Origin of the sequence: Streptomyces africanus, assembly GCF_002150735.1 — a bacterium.
Classification (GTDB): Bacteria; Actinomycetota; Actinomycetes; order Streptomycetales; family Streptomycetaceae; genus Streptomyces; species Streptomyces africanus.
In genome coordinates this window covers 102,530-121,522 of the sequence record NZ_MUKA01000004.1, presented here as the reverse complement: position 1 = coordinate 121,522, position 18,993 = coordinate 102,530, and the positions used below count along the sequence as shown (strand labels likewise).

Genomic DNA, 18,993 nt, shown 5'->3' with positions numbered 1-18,993 from the left:
CTCCACCACAGCCGCTGCGCACCGGCGAGCGGTTCCTCGACCTGGGCGCTGCCGGGGTGCGCGAGCAGGACGCGAAGCCTCCCTGAAGCATCTCGCAGACGGATGCCGTACGGATACCTCACCACACAAACGCCTGAAGAGAGGGACTGACATGAAGCCCATGGGACGCCGCGGCTTTCTCGCCGCCAGCACGGCACTTGGCATTGGTGCCGGCTTGTCCACGCACGCCATTCTCTCGGAAGCGAGCGAGAACGATACTTCCGACAAGACTTCGGACATTTCACGGCGGGACCAGGACCTGCCCTTCATCGGCACGGAGGAGACCTTTTCGACTCCCACGTTGCTGAAGCTGAACTCCATCAATCAGGATCACATAGCGTTCCTTGAGGAAATTGGTCTTTCGGATCTAGGTCAACGCCGCATCGGCGATATGGATGCGGGGGGACTCAACGTTCAAATCCTCTCTGCTCATACACCCTCCGTGCAAAATGTCCCTGGGCAGAGGGGCATCGACCTTGCTCATCGCCTTAACCGGCAACTTGTAGACGGGCCAATCGCCAAATATCCGGACCGCTTCAAGGCTTTCGCCACCTTGCCCTTGCAGAGCCCGGAGGCGGCGGCGGATGAACTGGAACGCTCGGTTCGGGAAGATGGCTTCTTGGGCGCACTGACCAACGGACACATCGCGAAGAAGTATCTCGATCATCCCGATTTCGAGCCTGTGCTGGCACGTGCCGTTGCTCTCGATGTGCCGATCTACCTGCATCCCGGCTATCCAGCTGACGAGGTCTTCAAGATCTACTACAGCACCACGCGGTCTAAATACACGGAAGAGTACCAAGACTACATTTTCAGTGGGTCTGGATATGGCTGGCACCAGGAGGTGTTGACCCAATGCATTCGGATGATCGCGTACGGGGTTTTCGATAGATTCCCCAAACTGAAAATCATCATCGGCCACATGGGCGAAGGTCTTCCCTTCTACTACGAGCGGATCGTCAATGACATGGGCGAGCCGACCAAAGACTCGCTCGAGAAGCCCATCGGGAAATACTTCCAGGACAACTTCTGGGTCACAACCAGCGCATTTCCCCAGACCGAACTGCTCGATCTCCTGCTGAAGTACATAAGCGTGGATCGAGTGATGTTCGCAACCGACTACCCGTTCGCGGACATAAAGGAGCAGACTGACTGGTTTCGCGGAGTCGATTTGCCACGCGAAGACAAGGAAAAGATTGCATTCCGAAATGCAGAGAAACTGTTCAGAATGAAAGTGCCCGTGAAGTGATACGCCGATGTCGGCCGGAGTGAAAGAATGCTTTGCTGTAAGGCGAGAGTACGGCCGAAGTATGCGGTGCGCGGCTGCCCCATAACGCGGTCTCATGCAGGCTCTTCTAAAGGCTGTTAGCGCCCGTTTGGACGGGCGGTCCGCTGCCATATCCACTACCCGGTATTTGCGCCGTTCGAATCCTGAGCTGGGCAAACGCGCAGCGAAGCTTTGCAAACAGGCACTGACGCAGGCTGGATCGCGCCGTGTCACGTCCGTGCCGGTCGGGTACGGCTTCGTCAACTGGCCGACGCGTAGGGGGCTTCGGGTGGGAAAGGCGAGCCGGGGCAAGCGGGAGCGCAGCAGGGATAAGGACGGACAGTGGACCGCGGCTGCTGCGGCACGGGCGACACACCGCCTGCGGGAGCAGACCCAGCGGTGCCTGACCGGTAACCCGTGGGTGCAGATGACGCTCGCCTCCAACATGAACAACGTCGTCACCGAGCTGTACGCCGTGCTGCTGAACAGCGATCTCGCCGACATGGCGGACAAGCCCAAGGACATCGAGCGGGACGCGGCGCTGTCGATGACGCTGGGCAAGCAGGGCCATCCACCACCGTGGCCCCGGGCGGCGGGGGAGGCCGCCGCATGGCAGATACGTCAGATCCAGAAACTGCTGCGGCAGGCGGAGGTCCTCGTCATCTCCCCGGCCGCGCACGCCGCGGTCATGGCCGCGGCCGCTACCCTCGAACCGGCCGACGTCAGCACCCTGGACCGCGACCGGGACATCCTCATGCCCACCGGGCTGCTCGTGCTGCCCGAGCCGATCGTCGTCGTCAATCGCACTGGCTCACTCTCGGACACCAGGGCATTCGGCTGGCAGCTCATCACCCAGCACCAGATCCTGCCCACCGCCCAGTACCCCGGGGTGCGGGTGACGACGTTCATGGACCGCGACGGCCCCGTGCAGCCGGCTGGATGGCGACAGGCGGTCTCCCAGGCACGCGCCTCAGGGAATCCGCTGCCACCGCTGATGCCGGACGGCATGTACGGGATGCGGGGCGATGCCTGCCTCGCGGAGGAGAGTACCGAGACGCTCGCTGACCTGTCCGAGCACCACCGCCAGATGCAAAGGGCCCTCGCCCAGGCCTCCCAGTGGCGTGCAGAGCCGGTTCCCGAGACCGGTGAATGGGGCGGTGGGCGAGTGGACGACCCCTACGACGACTTCGTGGGCCGCTACATGTTCGCCTGCTGGCGGCTTCTCGCCCAGGGCGTCACGGCCGTCGGCCCCTCACGCGCCGCGCCCGGAGTGCGCACGGCCGCAGCTGGAGAGGACGGCTCCGTGCCGCGGGACCCCGATGTGCGGGTTATTCGGCTCGCTGCGCCCTCGCCTCGCCCGTCGGATCCGGAGGGCGAGGCGAAGCGGGTGTACCACCACCGGTGGCCCGTGCGGATGCACAAGGTCCGACAGTGGTACCCCAGCCGGCAGGAACACCGGGTGATCTGGCGAGGCCCGTACATCAAAGGGCCCGCTGACGCACCGCTGATGACGGGCGAGAAGGCGTACCTCGTGGATTCGTAGCTGCGTCGTGACGGCCCGCGCCGAGCTGGTCAAGGTGGCGGGCTTTGCGGGCCGGGCCGACGCGGGCGGAGATCCTCGCCGATCGACTCGCCCGGCGCCTGGAGGAGCGGCTGCGGCTGGGTGCGCCGATCTCGAGCCCGGTGGGATGGCGGTCAGCCGTGACCTGCCGCAGCGACAGGAGTGCGGCGATGAGCTGTGTGACGAGGGTGTGCTGCGTCCCGCCCTCGATGAGCCGGCCGCGACGCAGGTCCCGGCCGCGCTGCCCGCTCCCCGCCCGGCACCCGCCGCGCCGGAGCCGGTGGCCGACGTCGTAGACAAGGAGCTGGTCCTCGAGGAACTGACCCGCGAGCAGGTCCTGGACTGGCGCACCCGCGCGGCGAAGGACCACCAGCTGGTGTTCGACCACATCGACCGGTACGGCGAGGTGTCGGCGCGGCGACTGTTCACCAGCGCCTTCGTCGACCAGGTGACCCGCCTGACTGGCCTGGGGCACCTGTCCCTCGGCTACACCACCTGGGTGCAGTCATGAACAGCGGCGAGCTGTCGGGCGTTCGGCTGCCGCAAGGCTGAGAGCAGGGTCAGGCCACCGGCGGCTGGCCGGACGGGGCGGCCTGATCGGCGGGCTGGTCCAGTTGCTGCTGGCGGCGCCGCTGTTCGTTGCGGTGCTCCTCGACGCGCTGGGTGAACAGCTTCAGCGCCTGCTGCTCCTGGTCCTCGCCGAAATCGCTGTAGGGGCCGACGCCAAGTGTGAAGGCATTGGCCTCTTCCTCGATGGCGTCGGGGGTCTGGAGTAGGAAGTAGCCTCTTCGAGGCCCGCGACGCCGGCGCCAACGAGCAGCAACTCCAGCGCATCGCCGCCGAAGGCCTCGCGGAGATGTACTTCCGGAACAACAACACGCGCGCTCACGGCCTGGGCGTGGAGTTCACCGACGTGGAGACCATGGAAATCCAGCTCTAGACGCGCACACGCACAAGCCATCCTGCCCCGCCGCTGCGTGGTCGAGCGGTCCCCGGATTGGATCACGTACGCCGCCGACATGCACGCGACTATGAACGACTCAGCACTCCGAATCCGCTGATCACCTGGTTAACGATCACCATCATGACCAGGCGAATCACCCGCCGAAGCTCCCGGAGAAGCACCTCGCTTGCGCCTGAGGCCCGTGATCACTGCGGCAGGCCCGCTTCGTCGGCCCAGCGGAATACGTCCCCGCACGTGGGGGACGATGTCGGTGAGCGTTCGGCGAGGACCCTCAGCGCGTAGCGCAGTTCCCTGCTCAGCAGCAAGAGCCGGTGGCTGTATTGCCCGCCCTTGTAGGTATAGAGGCGGAAGACGTTGACGGCCTGTCCATCACGGTCGTCGCCAATGGTGTCCGGGAGCCCGGCGAGCAACTCGTAATCGCGCTTGCTGGTCGCCGCATCCGCCACGGCGCTGAGGGGCAGAGCGTCGAATTCTGCGGCGGACAAGGAAGCGTCGAGCGCGGCGGCGTGAGCGGCCAGGGCCGCGAAGATCTCGATCATTCGCTCACCCACCGCCGTGTCGATGTCCCGGGCCTGCAGGGTTTCGCGGCGACGAGCCTGCCGCCACGGCTCCTGATCCACCAGAGGCAGCAAGACACGGCCGAAGAGCGTGCAGCGACGCCACAACATGTCGTGGTCAGAGGTCACGGCCGATCCTCTCTAGGCGAGCGGAAGGCCTGGGGCCGGGGACCAGCCAGACGACCACCAGGCCCTCCAACTTCCCACTACGCGCAGGGCACGTACAGAACGGGGCTGTTCGCCGTGCCGCTGCCCACGGAGCCACCCGAGCTCACGAGGGTCCCGACCGTAGAGGTACGCCAGGCCACCTTCGGGTCACCGGGGCGGTTCACGCAGGTCGTTGCTGCCGTCGACGACCGCAACGGTGGCGCGCACTTGGACTGACGCGAGGTCGCTGCCGTCATCCACATGCGCGAGTGCTCGTTGTAGAACTCGAGGTCCGCCTCACTGGTACAGGCCACGGGCCCGCCTGAACACGTCTTGATGCCCCCCGTACCCGTCATCCGGGAGCCACTGTGGTTGGGCTTCGACGCGTAGAAAGTGCACTCCGTAACGGCCCCAGGAGACGCGTCCTGCGTGGTCACCGTGACCTCGGGCGGTGCCGGATTCGGCGGCGGGGCCGCCAGCGCCGTCTGAGTGCTGGTGGCGACCAGCGCCACCCCGACGGCGAATGCACTCGCAACGCATCGTAATCGCACGAAACAGTTTTCGCTGTACGGCTCAACTGACCATCAGTCGGAGCGCCTTGAGTGAAACGAGACCGTAGAGGTGGAACAGGGGGTACAGCAGTGGCATACCGGCCAATGCCTCTCTGCGTCACATGCCCGAGAAGTGCCATCCTCCGGCAAGGACCTCATCAGACTCAGGAACCAGTCCCCCGGCTGTGGAAGGGCGCTGGCCGCCTCCCCATGCCGCAGACCGCCGACGGGCGCCTGGGCCTTGCGGTCGACATCATCCACTGGCTCCGCCCGAAACGCCCCGCCAGCGCGGACCGCCTGCCACGTCTAAGCCCGCAGCGGACGGTGCAAGCTGAGCAGGGCGGCAACCGCAAGAGAGCGGTCCGGATGGAGCGGGAGGCAGGCGCGGGGCGTCCGAGGCCCGTCCGGTCCAGCGACGCCCCGCACCGTTCCTCAGGGGCTGGCGATCAGTTTCTTCACCTCGGACGGCAGTTCATTGCCGGAGTAGACAGCGACGAAGTGCACGTCGTCGGGTGAGTCGCCGACGGCGATGGCCACCTTCGGAGAGATACCGTCCACGGCGTAGGCGGTCTCCGTCGTGGCCGGCTCCTCGTCCTTGCCGCCGGTGTCGTCACAGGGCGGTTTGGTCGCTGCCCCGAGTTTGCTACCGACCGTGAACTCCACGTTGGCGACATCCTGGTAGGTGCGCCCGTGGTAGGTCACCTGGTAGACGCACGACGCAGCGTCCTCCGCGCTGTTGCCCTCTGATGTACAGGCGGCAACTGAGGCCGCTGCAACTGCCGTCAGTACCGCGGTCATCGATCGCTTGGCCCAACTCATGAACGGCCTCCTCAGTAGATGCTGCGAAGGGCGAGGACGTCGCCCTTGCCGAGCGTCCTGGCCTGCACTGACCCCCGTGCGCGGGCCCCGCAGGCGGGGAGGGACGCACGGGGGCCGTTGCCGGATCGTCTCAGAGGGTCCGGGCGTCCGCCGCCGGTGCCGCGGTCCGGTCCGCGTCGACGGGCGGGGCCACATCGGCAAGATCCCGGTGGCGGGTCTCCTTGGCCGCCGCCACCGCGATCACCGTGAGCACGGCGGCGGCGATGACGTACAGGGCGATCGGGGTGGAGCTGCCGTAGTCGGACAGCAGCGCGGTGGCAATCAGCGGCGCGGGCGCGCCCGCCGCGACCGAGGCGAACTGGGCGCCGATGGACGCGCCGGAGTAGCGCATCCGCGTCGCGAACATCTCGGAGAAGAACGCGGCCTGGGGCGCGTACATCGCCCCGTGCAGCACCAGCCCCACCGTGACGGCGAGGATCAGGTTGCCGAAGCCGCCGGTGTCGATCAGCGAGAAGAACGGGAACATCCACAGCCCGACCCCGACGGCACCCATCAGATACACGGGACGGCGGCCGATCCGGTCGGAGAGCGCGCCCCACGCCGGGATGGCGGCGAAGTGCACGGCCGAGGCGATCAGTACGGCGTTGAGCGCGGTCTGCTTGGAGACGCCGGCCGAGGTGGTGGCGTAGACGAGGATGAACGCCGTGATGACGTAGTAGCTGATGTTCTCCGCCATACGCGCCCCCATCGCGACCAGCACATCACGCCAGTGATGCCGCAGCACGGCGACCAGCGGCAGCTTCTCGGTCTCCGCGGTCCGGTCCGCCTTGCGGGCCTCGGCCTGCGCCAACGCCTGCTTGAAGACGGGCGATTCATCGACAGACAGACGAATCCACAAACCGACGATCACCAGCACGCCGGAGAGCAGGAACGGTATCCGCCAGCCCCAACTGCCGAACGCGGCGTCCGACAGCACGGCGGTCAGCACGGACAGCACACCCGTGGCGAGGAGTTGCCCCGCCGGTGCACCGGTCTGCGGCCACGAGGCCCAGAACCCCCGCCGCCGCGCGTCCCCGTGCTCCGACACCAGCAGCACGGCACCGCCCCACTCGCCGCCGAGCGCGAACCCCTGGACCAGCCGGAGCACGGTGAGCAGGACCGGCGCGGCCGTCCCGATGGTGGCGTGCGTGGGCAGCAGCCCGATCGCGAAGGTCGCCCCGCCCATCAGCAGCAGACTCAGCACCAGCAGCTTCTTGCGCCCGAGCCGGTCGCCGTAGTGCCCGAACACCAGCGCACCCAGCGGCCGGGCGGCGAACCCGACCGCGTACGTCAGGAACGACAGCAGCGTGCCGACGAGCGGGTCGGAATCCGGGAAGAACAGCTTGTTGAACACGAGCGCGGCGGCGGAGCCGTAGAGGAAGAAGTCGTACCACTCGATGGTGGTGCCGATGAGGCTGGCGGCGACGATGCGCTTGAGGTTGCCCGGGGGTGGGGGAGCGGTGGTTGCGGAGGCCATGTGCGCCACTTCCTCGCGTGCGGTGGGGACGGGTACGTGTTGGCACACCGTAGAAACCTGCAGGTCAGGCGCACATGTGGTGGGGCAACATAGTTCCGGGTGCGGCTATGCGTCGGACCACCATGCCAGCTCGCGGAGCCGTGGCTGAGAGGCTGACGGCGGTCTGTCCGCCCGGGGCTCTGCGCGGCTGGGCACGGCGTCGGATCCGGTGCCCCTCAGAGCCGTCCGCGAGCAGGTTCTGACCGACTTCCCGGAGACCTCCGCTGCCGTCCGGCCGAACAGGCGGCCTCCTGGGGTCGGCCGCGGCCTCGGTGCGGCCGACCCCGCGGTCCTGTCAGGGGAGCCTGAGCGTGGGGCGGTAGGCATCGAGCCAGGTGGCGAGATCCAACGTTCGCTCGAGACCCAGCCGGGTCAGCCTGTCCATCCCGGCTGTGTCCTTCCCGGTCGCGCTCTCCAGCCATTGCCGGTTCACCAACTCGAAGACCCCATGGCCGCGGTCGCTCAGCAGTTCCCTGGCCTGCCGTTGGAGCTCCTGGGCGTAATAGGGGTCCTGCGTGGAGGGATAGGCGCTCTTCGGACGCCAGACGACCGACTCCGGCAGCATGTCCTTGACGGCACCCCGAAGCAGGCTCTTCTCCCGACCGTCGTAGGTCTTCAACGCCCAGGGCGTGTTGTAGACGTACTCGACGATCCGGTGATCGCAGAACGGCACGCGGACCTCGAGCCCGAGGGCCATGCTCAGCCGGTCCTTCCGGTCGAGGAGGTAGCGCATGAACCGGGTCAGGTGCAGGTGGATCATGATCCGCATGCGGTGCTCGAAGTCGTCCTCGGAGGCGTAGACGTCTCCGGAGTCGAGCCGCTCGATCTCTCCCAGAGCACTCGCGTACGAGTCCTTCCGGTACTCCTCCAGCGCGAGGCCGGACCACAGCTGCGGGTTGAGGCCCGTGCCGTCCTTGTCGAACGCGCCGATGTTGAGCGCGATCCAGGGAAACGCGTGGGCCTGCTGGATCTGGGGCACGTGCATGTGCTTGTAGCCGCCGAATATCTCGTCGGCCGCCTCGCCCGACAGGGCCACCGTCGACCTCTGCCGGATCTCCTTGAAGAGCAGATACAGCGAGAAGTCGATGTCGCCCATCGTCATCGGCAGGTCGCGCGCGCCGATCACGGCCTGCCGGATCTCCGGGTCGGCCAGTGTCTTGGGGCCGATCACGATGTCGGCGTGCTCCGAACCGACATGCTCCGCGACGTCCTTCACATAGGGCGCGTCGGGAGTGTCCCGCAGGTCGTCCGACGTGAAGTTCGCCGCATGGTCCATGAAGTCGACGGCGAACGTCCGCACCCGCTCGTCGCCCAGACGGGCCGCGGACAACGCGGTGAGCGTGCCGGAATCCAGGCCACCGGACAGCAGCACGCAGCGCGGCACGTCCGCGACGAGCTGCCGGCGCACCGTGTCCTCGAGCAACTCGCGGACGCGTCCGACGGTGGTGGTCACGTCGTCCGTGTGCGGACGGGTCTCCAGCCGCCAGTAGGTGCGCTCCCGAAGTCCGGCGGCGTCGATCGTGACCACGGTGCCGGGCTCGACCTGCCGCATGCCCGACCAGATCGCGTGCCCGGGAGTGAAGCAGTACGAGAACGTCTCACGCAGTCCGTCCGCGTCGACCACGCGCTCGGCGAGCGGGTTGGCCAGAATCGCCTTCGGCTCCGAGCCGAACAGCAGGCCGTCGGCCGTGCGGTAGTAGTGGAACGGCTTGATCCCGAGCCGGTCGCGAATCATCACCAGTTTCCGGGCCCGTGCATCCCAGATCGCGAACGCGTACATGCCGTTGAGCCGCTCGGCCACGGCCTCGCCCCAGCACAGGTATCCGCGCAGGACGACCTCCGTGTCACTGGCGGTCTCGAAGCGTTCTCCTCGCCGTACCAACTCATGCCGCAGTTCGGTGAAGTTGTAGGTCTCGCCGCTGTAGACGAGGGTCACCTCGCCGGTCGGGGTCCGCACCGTCATCGGCTGCTTCCCGCCGGGCAGGTCGATCACGGCCAGCCTTCGGTGACCGAGGGCGGCGTGCCGATCGACCCATGTGCCAGAGGCATCGGGGCCCCGGCACGCCATGGTCTGCGTCATGGCGTCCAGGGTCTCCCGTTCGCGGGTGAGGTCACGGTCGAACGAAATCCAGCCGGTTATGCCACACATCTGCCGTCCTCCTGTGGTCTGCAGAAACATCCCGCAAGTCCCGCTCGCTCACCCGCTCACGTGAGTCCCCCGGTACCGCCGTCGCGCCGGATCAGCGGCGGCGCGGCGCCTCGCTCTCCCCGACGTGCGTCTCGATCCACTCCTTCAGCGGCCGCGTGGCCCTCCAGAGTTCGCGCACCGCCTCGATGGCCCGCGGCTGATGCATCCAGTCGGCCAGCTGATGCTCCTTGATGACCACCGCGCCCTTCCAGCGCAGGAGTTCGCCGCGGGGGTGATCGGCAGAGAAGCCGGTGGGGACCCGCTTGAGCACGGGCTGCATGCCCGGCTCCACGGGCAGTCCCTGATCGGCCAACTGCCGCCGGATGCTGTCGAATTCCGCCGCGGACTCGCCGCTGTCGATGGCGGTGCGGAACCGCTTGATCTGGTCCGGCGCCAGGGCCATGGCCCCGCCCGCCAGCCGCATGCCGTCGGCGTCCAGCCGGAGGAAGGCGCCGATTCCGCCCACCGCCCGGTCGCTGGTGGTGACGCCGACCCACGTCTTGTACGGGGACTTGTCCGGGGAGAACCTGACGTCACGGTTGGGCCGGAAGGTGCGCAGCGGCCCGAACTCGTCCTCCAGGTCGGCCATGAGACGGTTCACCGGCTCCTTCACGGACGCCTCCCAGACGGCCCGGTGAGCCTCCCAGTACGTCTTGGAGTTGTCCTTCTCCAAGCCCTCCAGGAAGGTGAACAGTTCGGGCGGGAACCCGTCGAAGGGCGGGGTGGTCTGCGCACCCTTCTCAGTCGTCACTACCGCTCACCTTCCTGTTGTAGTCCAGGGCCTCCGTCATCCAGCCGTCGAAGGCCTCGTCCGATTCGATGCCGTGGCCGGCGACGACGATCCAGCCCTTGCCCATGGGCTTCCCGCGCATCTCCGCCCAGTCGGCGCCCTCCCGCTCCAGCAGCTTCTCGGCCCGGTCGGGGTCGCAGCGGACCATGAGGCGGCCGTCCGCGTTGGCCGTGACCGCCATGCTGCCGTTGACCATGAAGGCGAGAGCACCGAACATCCTCACCTCGCGCACCTGCCGCTGGGTGGAGAGGGCTTCTCTGATCCGGTCCGCGAGTTCCTGGTCGTACGCCATCCTCGGCTGCCCTCCTAGATCGTGGTGGCCAGGGGCAGCGCCGGATCGCCGCTCCATTCCACGAGGCCGTCATCGTAGAGAGCGACGTCACGCACCCCCAGCATTTGCAGCGCGAAGGCGTCGATCGTGGCGTCCACCCCCGCGGCGCAGTAGGCGACGACCTGCCGGGCCTGCGTGGCACCGACCGCCTCGAACCTGGCGGTGAGTTGTCGGGCCGGGAGGAAGCAGCCGGTGTCCGGGTCGACGAGCGCCGCCGCCGGAACGTTGACGCTGGAGGGGATGTGGCCGACGCGGCCGTGCGCGACCGGGATGTGGCCGGCGTGCTGTTCGGGTGACAACGCGTTGACGAGGCAGACGCCGGGGACGTCGATGGCGGCCTGCACCTGGTCACGGGTGACGAACAGCTCAGGACGGAGCCGGGGTGCGAAGCTGCCGCGGCTCACCTCGGGAACGTCCTTGCTCACCGGGCGGCCCTCGGCGGTCCACTTCCTCCAGCCTCCGTCGAGCACGGCGGCGTTGTCGTGGCCGAGCCATCGCAGCATCCACCAGAGCCGGGTCGCGAACGCCGTGTGGGCGCGATCGTAGAGGATCACGGTGTCGTCGTTGCTGATGCCGAGCCGCTCGATGGCGGCGGCCAGGACGTCGGCCGGCGGAATGGCGAACGGTTTGGGCGCGGTGGGGTCGGCCAGTTCCACGAGGAGATCGGCGAAGACGGCGCCCGGGACATGCCCCTCGAGGTAGCCGTCGTGACCGGGGCCGAGATCGACCCCGCCCTCGGGCAGCAGCCGGAGGTTCACCGTGCAGTCGACGACGACGATCCCCGGCCGTCCCAGATGCTCGGCGAGCCACTCGGTCCCGACGAGCGCCGAGGGCAGCCGTGTGGTGTCGGCGCGGGCAACGCCCTTGCCGTCCCGAACGCCGGCCGACCTGACGTCCGGCCCGTCCGTACCGCCCGCGGTCCCGGCGAGAGCGACGGGATCGGACACCGGCCCGCGGGTCATCAGGGCCGCGGCGAGCACGGCGATGAGGAGCGTGCAGCCGGCGCAGATCAGGAACGCGACGTGGATGGCATCGACGAAGGACTGATGCACCGCCGAGGTGAACTCGGCCCGGTCGACGGGCAGATCGGGGATCGCCCCCGCCCCCTGACCGGCACTCGCGCCCGATCCACCGATGCGCTCGGCGATCTGGTGGCCGGCGCCCCTGGCCACGTCCAGGTCGGTGAGAGCCGCGACGACCTTGTCCTTGAACACGGCCACGACGACCGTGCCCAGAACCGCCGCACCGGCGGTGAATCCCGCGATCCTCGTCGTGTTGATCATCGAGGAGCCCAGACCCGCCCGTTCCGGAGGTGTGGACGCCATCACGGCCAGCGTCAGCGGGGCGAACATGCAGCCGATGCCGCCCCCGACGAGCCCGAGCTTCCACCACACCGAGCCGAATCCGGAGTCCGCCTCCACCGTCATCAGCAGCAGGAAGCCGGCGCTCACCAGCACCCCGCCCACGATGATCGGAATGCGCGGCCCGAGCTTGCCGGCGATGGTGCTCGCCGGCGGCGAGAAGAAGAAGATGCCCAGCGTCAGCGGGAGCAGACGCAGACCCGTCTCCAGCGCCGAATGCGTCTGCACGGTCTGGAAGTACTGGGCCATGAAGAACATCGCGCCGACGATGATGAATCCGAGCAGCGACGCGATGACGCTGGACACCGCGAAGGTGCGGTTGCGGAACAGATCGAGCGGCAGCATCGGCTCCCGGCTGCGCATCTCCACGGCCAGGAACGCGCCCAGCAGCAGAACGGATCCGGCCAGAAGGCCGACGATCAGCGGGGATCCCCATCCCTCTCGCTCGCCCTGGATCAGCCCCATGATCAGGCAGAACAGACCAGCGGTCACGAGGATCTGGCCGGGGACGTCGAGATGGCCGGCGCCCGGGTTCCGCGACTCGATCAGCCAACGGACCCCGAGGACCAGGGCCAGCACGCCGACCGGCAGGTTGATCAGGAAGATCGCGTGCCAGCTGAAGGACTCGATCAGGACGCCGCCGAACAGCGGGCCCAGGGCCAGCGCCACGCCGGAGACGGCCGTCCAGATACCGATCGCCTTCGCTCGGCCCGGCGGGTCACTGAAGGTCGACACCAACAGGGAAAGGCTTCCGGTTTCGATGGCGGCGGCGCCGATCCCCTGCAGGACCCGACCGAGGACGAGGACACTGAAGCTGTCCGTGAAACCGCACAGGGCGGAGCCGACGACGAAGACGACCAGCCCTGTCAGGAACACCCGTTTGCGGCCGAGCCGGTCTCCTAGGGTTCCGGTCGTCAGCATCAGCGCGGCGAATGGCAGCGTATAGGCGTCGACGGTCCACTGGAGTTGCGAGATCTCCGCGCCGAGATCCTTCTGGATCTCGCCCAGGGCGACGAAGATGATGGACCCGTCGAGCAGGACCATGAACGACCCCAGGCTGGTGACCAGGAGCGTCAGAGCCCTGCTGCTGCGTGATGTTGTCTCCATGGTGCGTGAGCTCCCTGAGAATGTGCGTGGTGAGGGGCTCAGCCGGCGGTCGGCTGCTCCTGGTACTTCGGGAAGAGGCTGAGGAACTGGGGAGGTACGAGGAAGGGGTGCACCTCCACGCGGTCCCACACCTTGTTGACGATGTAGGGCTCGTTCTTGAGCCATTCGTCGATCTCGTCGCGGGTCTCGAAGTCGACGATCAGAACTCCGCCGGCCATCTTTCCGGCGCCGTCGAGAATTCCCCCGCCGAACAGGAAGCTTCCGTCGGCCATCATCTTCTCGCCGTTGGCCATATGGGCCGGACGGACGAGCATCCGCCGCTCGAATGTCCCGGGGTCGGTGCCGTCGTAGGCGATGACTGCGTACAGCAATGCGGCTGTCCTTTCCGTGCGCCGCCGAGGCGGGCGGTCAGTCCTCGTCCCGCCGGCCCCAGACCGAAACGGTGATCGGGGTGTACAGGACCGTCTCCGAGGGCTGCTGGAGCTGGTCGAAGGCGGCCTCGATCTCCTTCTGTCCCATCAGGCCGACCTTGGTGATCATGGGGGCGAGCTTGGCCAGACTCAGCACGATGGTCTGCATCTCGGGGGTGCCCGCCTGAACCGCGGTGAGCTGGCAGTCGGTGCCCATGAACCTGAGTCCGGTGCGGCGGAATGCCGGCAGGAGCTTCATTCCGTATCCGGGGTCGGCGCCACCGAAATAGAAGAAGGTCTCCAGGGCGGTGGCAGCCCGGGTGAGCAGCGGAGAGGGCGGATCGACCCGCTGAATGCTGCGGATGTCGGCCTCTTCGACCAGAAGGTGTCCACCGGGCTTGAGTGCTTTGGCGAACTCGCCGAGTACGCGCTCCCGGTCCGGCAGATGCATCAGAAGGATCTTGGAGTGGACGAGGTCGTAGGCGCCTTCGTCCAGCGGTGTCGTCGTGATGTCCTGCTGCCGGATCTCGAGGTTGGGCGCGGACAGCCCTTCCATGTACGCGGTCTCGATGTCGATGGCATGGACCTTGCCGAAGTGGCCGACCCGGTTGGACAGCCATCGTGCGATCGATCCCGCGCCCGCCCCGACTTCGGCACAGGTCCACCCCTCGCGGACCCCGATCTGCTCGAGGTAGCGGATGGTGGCGGGGTCGGTGAGGGCCGCGACCTGTTCCAGGCGGACCTTCTCGGGATCGCTTTCGTGCTCGGCCGGTTTGTGCACGTCGTCAACTCCTCGGTCAGGTGTCAGACGCCGGTTTCGAAGAGCTTGGGGACCTTCATCGCGAGCATCATGTCGCCCTTGACCTTGAGCTTTCCGGTCATGAAGGCGCGCATCGCGTCCTGGCGGCCCTCGGCGATCGCGACCCATGTCTCGCTGCTGGTCACGAACGTCGTGTCGGGCTCGTCGACCCCGCCCGGGATGAGACGGCCCTTCCCGTCCTTGATCTCGAAGGCCCAGATGCCCGGGTCCACATCGGTGATCTTCCACTGCAGGGTCCGGTTCAGGCCTGCGGCGGCCTCCGTGTTGAAGCGCGTCGACAGGTGCTCGAACAGCTCCTCGACGGTCATGGACATCGGTCGGCTCCTTGTGGTCAGTCCAGGCCGAGTTGGCTCTGGATCTCTTTGACCTGCGGATACACATCGAACAGCTGGAGGTGGTTGCCCTCCGGGTCCGTCACGCCGAACGGGTGGCCGGGAGGCAGCCTCTGCGGCTGCCTCGCTGAAGCTAGTCCCGGCGACTTACCGATCGCTTACGGGTCGGGAAAGTGGCGCCGCCGCCCTCGTGAGGCGGGGTCAGGTCACCGAGTCGGAGGATGTCGTACAGATAGTGGGCGGCGATGTCCACTGTCGATGCCCCTGAACCGGCGCCGGGGTTCGGAACGTCGTAGTCATCGGACGCGACCCGGCTGAGGCCGAGCTGCCGGCGCAGCCCCAGCGCGAGCAACTCCCGCGTCGTGTTGGACATGCCGGACGTGCGTTGCGCCGGCGGTCGGCTCATGGATCCCCCTCGATGCAGAAGGGGACTTTCCGGCGGTGCGGTTACAGACGACTTACACCGGGAGCAAGGTGGCTGAATCGAGGCCCTATAGCTTTCGCTTGCTGCTGGCAGCATGCCTGGTCAAGCCGGAGGGCGGTCCGTGCGGAGGCCGGGATCCGCCGGGATGTGGGTACTTAGGGTGATCAATGCCTGCATACCGGGTGATTCGGATGGTTCCGCCAGGGGAGCGACGGGTCGACCGTGGTGCTGTTCAGGGAGTACGGGGGGGGCAAGATGGACGGATCATCAGGGGGCTCGCCGGACGGTGCCGGCCGGTCGGCCGGTACACGCAGGGAGTATGAGGCGTGGCTCTTCGGCCCGTTCCGGGTGCATCGCGCGGGCGCCCCGTTGGGGGACCCGCGCGGGGGGCGGGCGAGCGCGCGCACGCTGCTCAAGTGGTTCCTGCTCAACCCCGGACAGGAGTTCCGCGACAGTGAGCTCGCGGACGTGCTCTGGCCCGGCAGTCCGGGGAATCGGGCGAACCGGCTCCATGTGACACAGCACTCCCTGCGTCGGATCCTGGAGCCCGAGCTCGCCACCAGGCAGCCGTCGAGGTTCATTCGGTCGGACCCGAACGGGCACTACTGGTTCGACCCGTCCGGCTGCTGGTGGACGGATGCCGAGGACGTCGTGCTGCTGTCGAAGTCCGCGTGTGCCGCACGAAGGGCGGGCGACGCACCGGCGGCGATAGCGTCGTACGAACGCTTGCTGGCCCGCTACGACCAGGGCTTCCTGCCGGAGGAGGTGTACCACGACGCCTTCGCGCCCTTCCGGGCGGCCCATGAGCGCGGCCACGAGGAAGCCCTGCTTCAGCTGTTACGCCTGCACCGTCGGACCGGCCATCTGTATGAGGCGCTGACCTGCGCGATGAGGATTTTGGACCGTGACCCCTACTCGGAGGAGGCGGCCACAGCCGTCGTGGAGATCCATCTCCAGCAAGGCAGCCTGACGGGGGCCGTTGCGCAGCTCGAGCAGTTCGTCGGCCTGCTGCAGGAGGATCTCGGGGTGCCGCCCAGCCCTGAAATGCGGGCCTTGTGGGAGCGGGTGAGGTGGGCGCGATGACGCCGAGGCCGGGGCATCGCGCCGAGCCGCAGCGGTCCCTGACCGGCCGTCACCTTCCGCCGCTACGCCCTGCGGGCCACTACCTCCTGGCTGACCGCCGCCAGGCGGTCCCAGTCGTCGGCCATCCCGGCGCGGCTGCCGATCTCCCGCATCACGGCGGTGAACAGGGCCCCCGACTTGATCAGCTGAGGACGGATGTGGCCGAACACCTCCAGGGTCACGATGCCGTACAGCTGTGCCCAGGACAGTTCGAACAGCCAGATCAGGCCCAGCCCGTCCTTGCCGAGGAGTCCCACGAGGTCGGGTCTGCCGTCCCCGCCGGGGGAGTGGACGGCCACGAACGCGTCGTCGAGCTCCTCGGGGGCGGGCACGGGAAACGGGTGCTGCTGCGACAGTCTGACGAAGATCCCCCCGAAGAACTCGGCGAACTTCTGCACCCCGTCGGCGGCGCCCGTCGCGGTGGACGGCGCGAGCGGATTCAGCGGCTTGCCGGCCTCGGCCCGGGTGACGTGCTCCCCCGAGAGGGAGTTCGTGTGGAACACCAGCCGGAACTCGTCGATGTGCTCCAGCGCCCAGCATCGGAAGGCGGTGGCGGCCGCGACCATCTGCGCCGCGGGGTCGTCGTCGCCGTAGGGCTGGGCCGTCGTGGACATCTCGCGGACGATCTCGGCGAAGATGTGGTTCGACAGGAGCTGGTTGAGCGCGGCGACGTTGCCGACATACCGGTACAGCGCGGGCGCGGTGAAGCCCATCTCGGACGCCACGGCACGCAGCGTCACCTCGCGGCCCTCACGCAGCAGCGACCGGCCGGCCTGGACGATCTCATCGCGGGTGGACTGTCGCAGACGCTCCCTTCGGCTCAACGCCGGGCGCGTCGGCTCCACGCGCGCGGGATCGACCTGACTCATCCGGCACCTCCAAGTCCTTCACCGTCAAGGCGCGCAGAAAGGCAGGTATGCCCAGCCGCCGGATCCACGGTAACGCTTGACAACGTTCGTGAACACCGTTCACCGTTAACGCTAGTAACTGACCCAATACCCATACACGATCGCTACGCAACAAAACGGGGAGGGCGAACGTGCGAGGTATGACATCGGAACCAGCCCTGCTTCCGGAGCCCGAGTGGAGTCATCCACGGGATCGGGAGCACCAAGCCACCTACCGGGCCTACCTGTTCGGGCCCTTCCGGGTCTTCAAGGGGGAAGAAGTGCTCGGCCGGCGTCGGCAACGCCGGGAGAAGGCACTGTTGTTGCTCAAGTGGTTCCTGCTGAACCCCGGCAAGCCGGTGTCCATGGACCAGCTCATCGACCTCGGCTGGCAGGACACCGACCCGGACAAGGCTGCCAGCGGCTTCCATGTCGGCATGCACTGCCTGCGGCGGATGCTCGAGCCGGATCTGCGGCCGGGTCAGGAGTCGTCCTTCATCCACCGCAGCGGCACCAACTTCTACCGCTTCGAAGCCGACGAAGGGTGGTGGAGCGACGTGCACGAGGTGGAGCGGCTCTTCGAACAGGCGCGCGCCTGCGACGCCCGTGGGGACGCACGCCGTGCCTGCTTCTACTACAGCAGGGTCGCCGCCTACACCGTCCGCCGGTTCCTCGAGGGTGAGGAGGCCCAGCAGCAGTGGCTGGCCCCCTTCCGCAGGCAGTACGAGGGACTCTCCGCACAGGCGTTGCTCCGTCTGATCCAGATCCACAGTGCACGAGGCGAGCTGGACGAGGCGCTGGAGTACGCCTACGAAAAGCTGCGGCTGGACCCGTACAACGAACTGGCCGTCACCACCATCGTCGAGGCCCACCTCAAGCTCGGCCGGGCCGCGTATGCGCTGGACCAGCTGTCACTGTTCCTGCGGTCCGTCGAACGCGACCTCGGCGCCGCGCCGGGCAGTCACCTGCTGGCGCTGCGGGAGCGGATCATGCATACGCCGCAGCTCGGCCGCGTTCCAGGGCGGCCGGCCCCTGCCCCGGCGCGGCGGGACGTCACCGCGGTGATCTGAGGAGACATCACCGCAGTGATCCGAGTACCGCTCCGGTACGGGCGGCAAGGGCCCTGGCGGGCGCCTGCTCCGACCGATCCACGGCGCGTTGACGTCCGTGCGCTTCGGGGCGCGGCGCCCGGCCCGACGCCACGACCCAGCGATCGGGATCCCGCGGTCACGACCCCGCAGTCAGGACCCCGCGGTCACGATCCGGCCGCCCGGGCCTCCGCGGCGATGAACGGTGCCTGGTTGAAGATGATCCGCATATGCGTGATGGTGCCGTCCTGAACCGTCAGGCACTCTGCTCCGGGAGCGCTCTCGACCGGCAGCGTCCTGGTGTCGTACATCAGCAGCGCCGTCGTCTCGTCGCCGAAAGCGGCCAGCAGGCTGGAGTCGGTGAGAATGTGCGTGAAGGGCTCCATGAACCCCCTGAACGCGTCGGCGCCCTGGAGGCGTCCGGCCGGTGCCTCGCACACGATGTCGTCGTCGATGTAGGTCATGGCCCGGTCGAAGTCGTGACCGGTCCAGGCCCGGTGGTAGGCGAGGGCGGTCTCCAGGGCTGGGCTGGGTGCGTCGATCATGGCTGCTTCCTGTGGTGTCGAGGTGAACGCGCGGCGCTCGATCGAGAGTCGACCGCTGCCCCCTGCTCAACCGGGGCAGGCCCGCCGGGGACACGCCCCCCGCCGTCCGGGGCCGCCGAACAGCCCAT

Annotated in this window: 19 protein-coding genes; 6 read left to right on the top strand and 13 right to left on the bottom strand. The window is 67.7% G+C overall.

What is annotated here, in order from left to right:
* The first annotated feature begins 151 nt into the window (after positions 1-151).
* From CCL05_RS01395 to CCL05_RS44680, 4 genes are all read left to right on the top strand, one after another.
* Positions 152-1,288, top strand: a complete 1,137-nt coding sequence (locus tag CCL05_RS01395) for an amidohydrolase family protein (protein WP_167409488.1) — start codon at positions 152-154, stop codon at positions 1,286-1,288.
* Positions 1,289-1,595: 307 nt separating this feature from the next.
* A complete protein-coding gene (locus tag CCL05_RS01390) occupies positions 1,596-2,849 on the top strand; it encodes a hypothetical protein (protein ID WP_244204116.1) in 1,254 nt (417 codons plus the stop codon).
* A gap of 145 nt (positions 2,850-2,994) precedes the next feature.
* Complete coding sequence (locus CCL05_RS01385) at positions 2,995-3,378, top strand: hypothetical protein (RefSeq protein WP_086558603.1); 384 nt, start codon at positions 2,995-2,997, stop codon at positions 3,376-3,378.
* 103 nt (positions 3,379-3,481) lie between these two features.
* A complete protein-coding gene (locus tag CCL05_RS44680; protein WP_158102407.1) occupies positions 3,482-3,643 on the top strand; it encodes a hypothetical protein in 162 nt (53 codons plus the stop codon).
* Between the two features lie 373 nt (positions 3,644-4,016).
* Here the strand turns inward: CCL05_RS44680 and CCL05_RS01375 are convergent, their stop codons facing one another.
* From CCL05_RS01375 to CCL05_RS01325, 11 genes are all read right to left on the bottom strand, one after another.
* Positions 4,017-4,517 carry a hypothetical protein gene (locus CCL05_RS01375; protein ID WP_086558602.1) on the bottom strand — a complete coding sequence of 167 codons (501 nt, stop codon included), beginning with the start codon at positions 4,515-4,517 and terminating at the stop codon, positions 4,017-4,019.
* A 1,001-nt stretch (positions 4,518-5,518) separates the two neighbouring features.
* On the bottom strand, positions 5,519-5,905 hold the full coding sequence (locus tag CCL05_RS01370; protein WP_244204115.1) for a DUF6281 family protein: 387 nt from the start codon (positions 5,903-5,905) through the stop codon (positions 5,519-5,521).
* 130 nt (positions 5,906-6,035) lie between these two features.
* Positions 6,036-7,421, bottom strand: a complete 1,386-nt coding sequence (locus CCL05_RS01365; RefSeq protein ID WP_086558600.1) for an MFS transporter — start codon at positions 7,419-7,421, stop codon at positions 6,036-6,038.
* Positions 7,422-7,755: 334 nt separating this feature from the next.
* Positions 7,756-9,609 carry an asparagine synthase (glutamine-hydrolyzing) gene (gene asnB / locus CCL05_RS01360; RefSeq protein ID WP_086558599.1) on the bottom strand — a complete coding sequence of 618 codons (1,854 nt, stop codon included), beginning with the start codon at positions 9,607-9,609 and terminating at the stop codon, positions 7,756-7,758.
* A gap of 91 nt (positions 9,610-9,700) precedes the next feature.
* Complete coding sequence (locus CCL05_RS01355; protein WP_086558598.1) at positions 9,701-10,399, bottom strand: DUF2461 domain-containing protein; 699 nt, start codon at positions 10,397-10,399, stop codon at positions 9,701-9,703.
* Positions 10,389-10,730 carry a TfoX/Sxy family protein gene (locus tag CCL05_RS01350; protein WP_086558597.1) on the bottom strand — a complete coding sequence of 114 codons (342 nt, stop codon included), beginning with the start codon at positions 10,728-10,730 and terminating at the stop codon, positions 10,389-10,391. The genes CCL05_RS01355 and CCL05_RS01350 overlap by 11 nt, the downstream gene beginning before the upstream one ends.
* Before the next feature lie 14 nt (positions 10,731-10,744).
* Positions 10,745-13,237 (bottom strand): DHA2 family efflux MFS transporter permease subunit, encoded by a 2,493-nt coding sequence (locus CCL05_RS01345; protein WP_158102406.1) that lies wholly within the window; start codon positions 13,235-13,237, stop codon positions 10,745-10,747.
* Positions 13,238-13,275: 38 nt separating this feature from the next.
* Complete coding sequence (locus tag CCL05_RS01340; protein ID WP_086558595.1) at positions 13,276-13,608, bottom strand: YciI family protein; 333 nt, start codon at positions 13,606-13,608, stop codon at positions 13,276-13,278.
* 37 nt (positions 13,609-13,645) lie between these two features.
* Positions 13,646-14,428 carry a class I SAM-dependent methyltransferase gene (locus CCL05_RS01335; RefSeq protein WP_167409486.1) on the bottom strand — a complete coding sequence of 261 codons (783 nt, stop codon included), beginning with the start codon at positions 14,426-14,428 and terminating at the stop codon, positions 13,646-13,648.
* A gap of 23 nt (positions 14,429-14,451) precedes the next feature.
* A complete protein-coding gene (locus CCL05_RS01330; protein ID WP_086558594.1) occupies positions 14,452-14,781 on the bottom strand; it encodes an SCP2 sterol-binding domain-containing protein in 330 nt (109 codons plus the stop codon).
* Between the two features lie 151 nt (positions 14,782-14,932).
* On the bottom strand, positions 14,933-15,205 hold the full coding sequence (locus CCL05_RS01325; RefSeq protein WP_143589794.1) for a hypothetical protein: 273 nt from the start codon (positions 15,203-15,205) through the stop codon (positions 14,933-14,935).
* 387 nt (positions 15,206-15,592) lie between these two features.
* Between CCL05_RS01325 and CCL05_RS01320 the strand changes: the two genes are divergently transcribed.
* Positions 15,593-16,306 (top strand): AfsR/SARP family transcriptional regulator, encoded by a 714-nt coding sequence (locus CCL05_RS01320; RefSeq protein WP_208641307.1) that lies wholly within the window; start codon positions 15,593-15,595, stop codon positions 16,304-16,306.
* 62 nt (positions 16,307-16,368) lie between these two features.
* Here the strand turns inward: CCL05_RS01320 and CCL05_RS01315 are convergent, their stop codons facing one another.
* Positions 16,369-17,214 (bottom strand): TetR/AcrR family transcriptional regulator, encoded by an 846-nt coding sequence (locus CCL05_RS01315; protein WP_086558592.1) that lies wholly within the window; start codon positions 17,212-17,214, stop codon positions 16,369-16,371.
* 179 nt (positions 17,215-17,393) lie between these two features.
* Between CCL05_RS01315 and CCL05_RS01310 the strand changes: the two genes are divergently transcribed.
* A complete protein-coding gene (locus CCL05_RS01310; protein WP_107400403.1) occupies positions 17,394-18,302 on the top strand; it encodes an AfsR/SARP family transcriptional regulator in 909 nt (302 codons plus the stop codon).
* A 185-nt stretch (positions 18,303-18,487) separates the two neighbouring features.
* Here CCL05_RS01310 and CCL05_RS01305 read toward each other — a convergent pair whose 3' ends face one another.
* The gene (locus CCL05_RS01305; RefSeq protein ID WP_086558591.1) at positions 18,488-18,865 is read right to left on the bottom strand and encodes a nuclear transport factor 2 family protein; all 378 of its coding nucleotides are present in this window, start codon (positions 18,863-18,865) and stop codon (positions 18,488-18,490) included.
* Positions 18,866-18,993 lie beyond the last annotated feature (128 nt).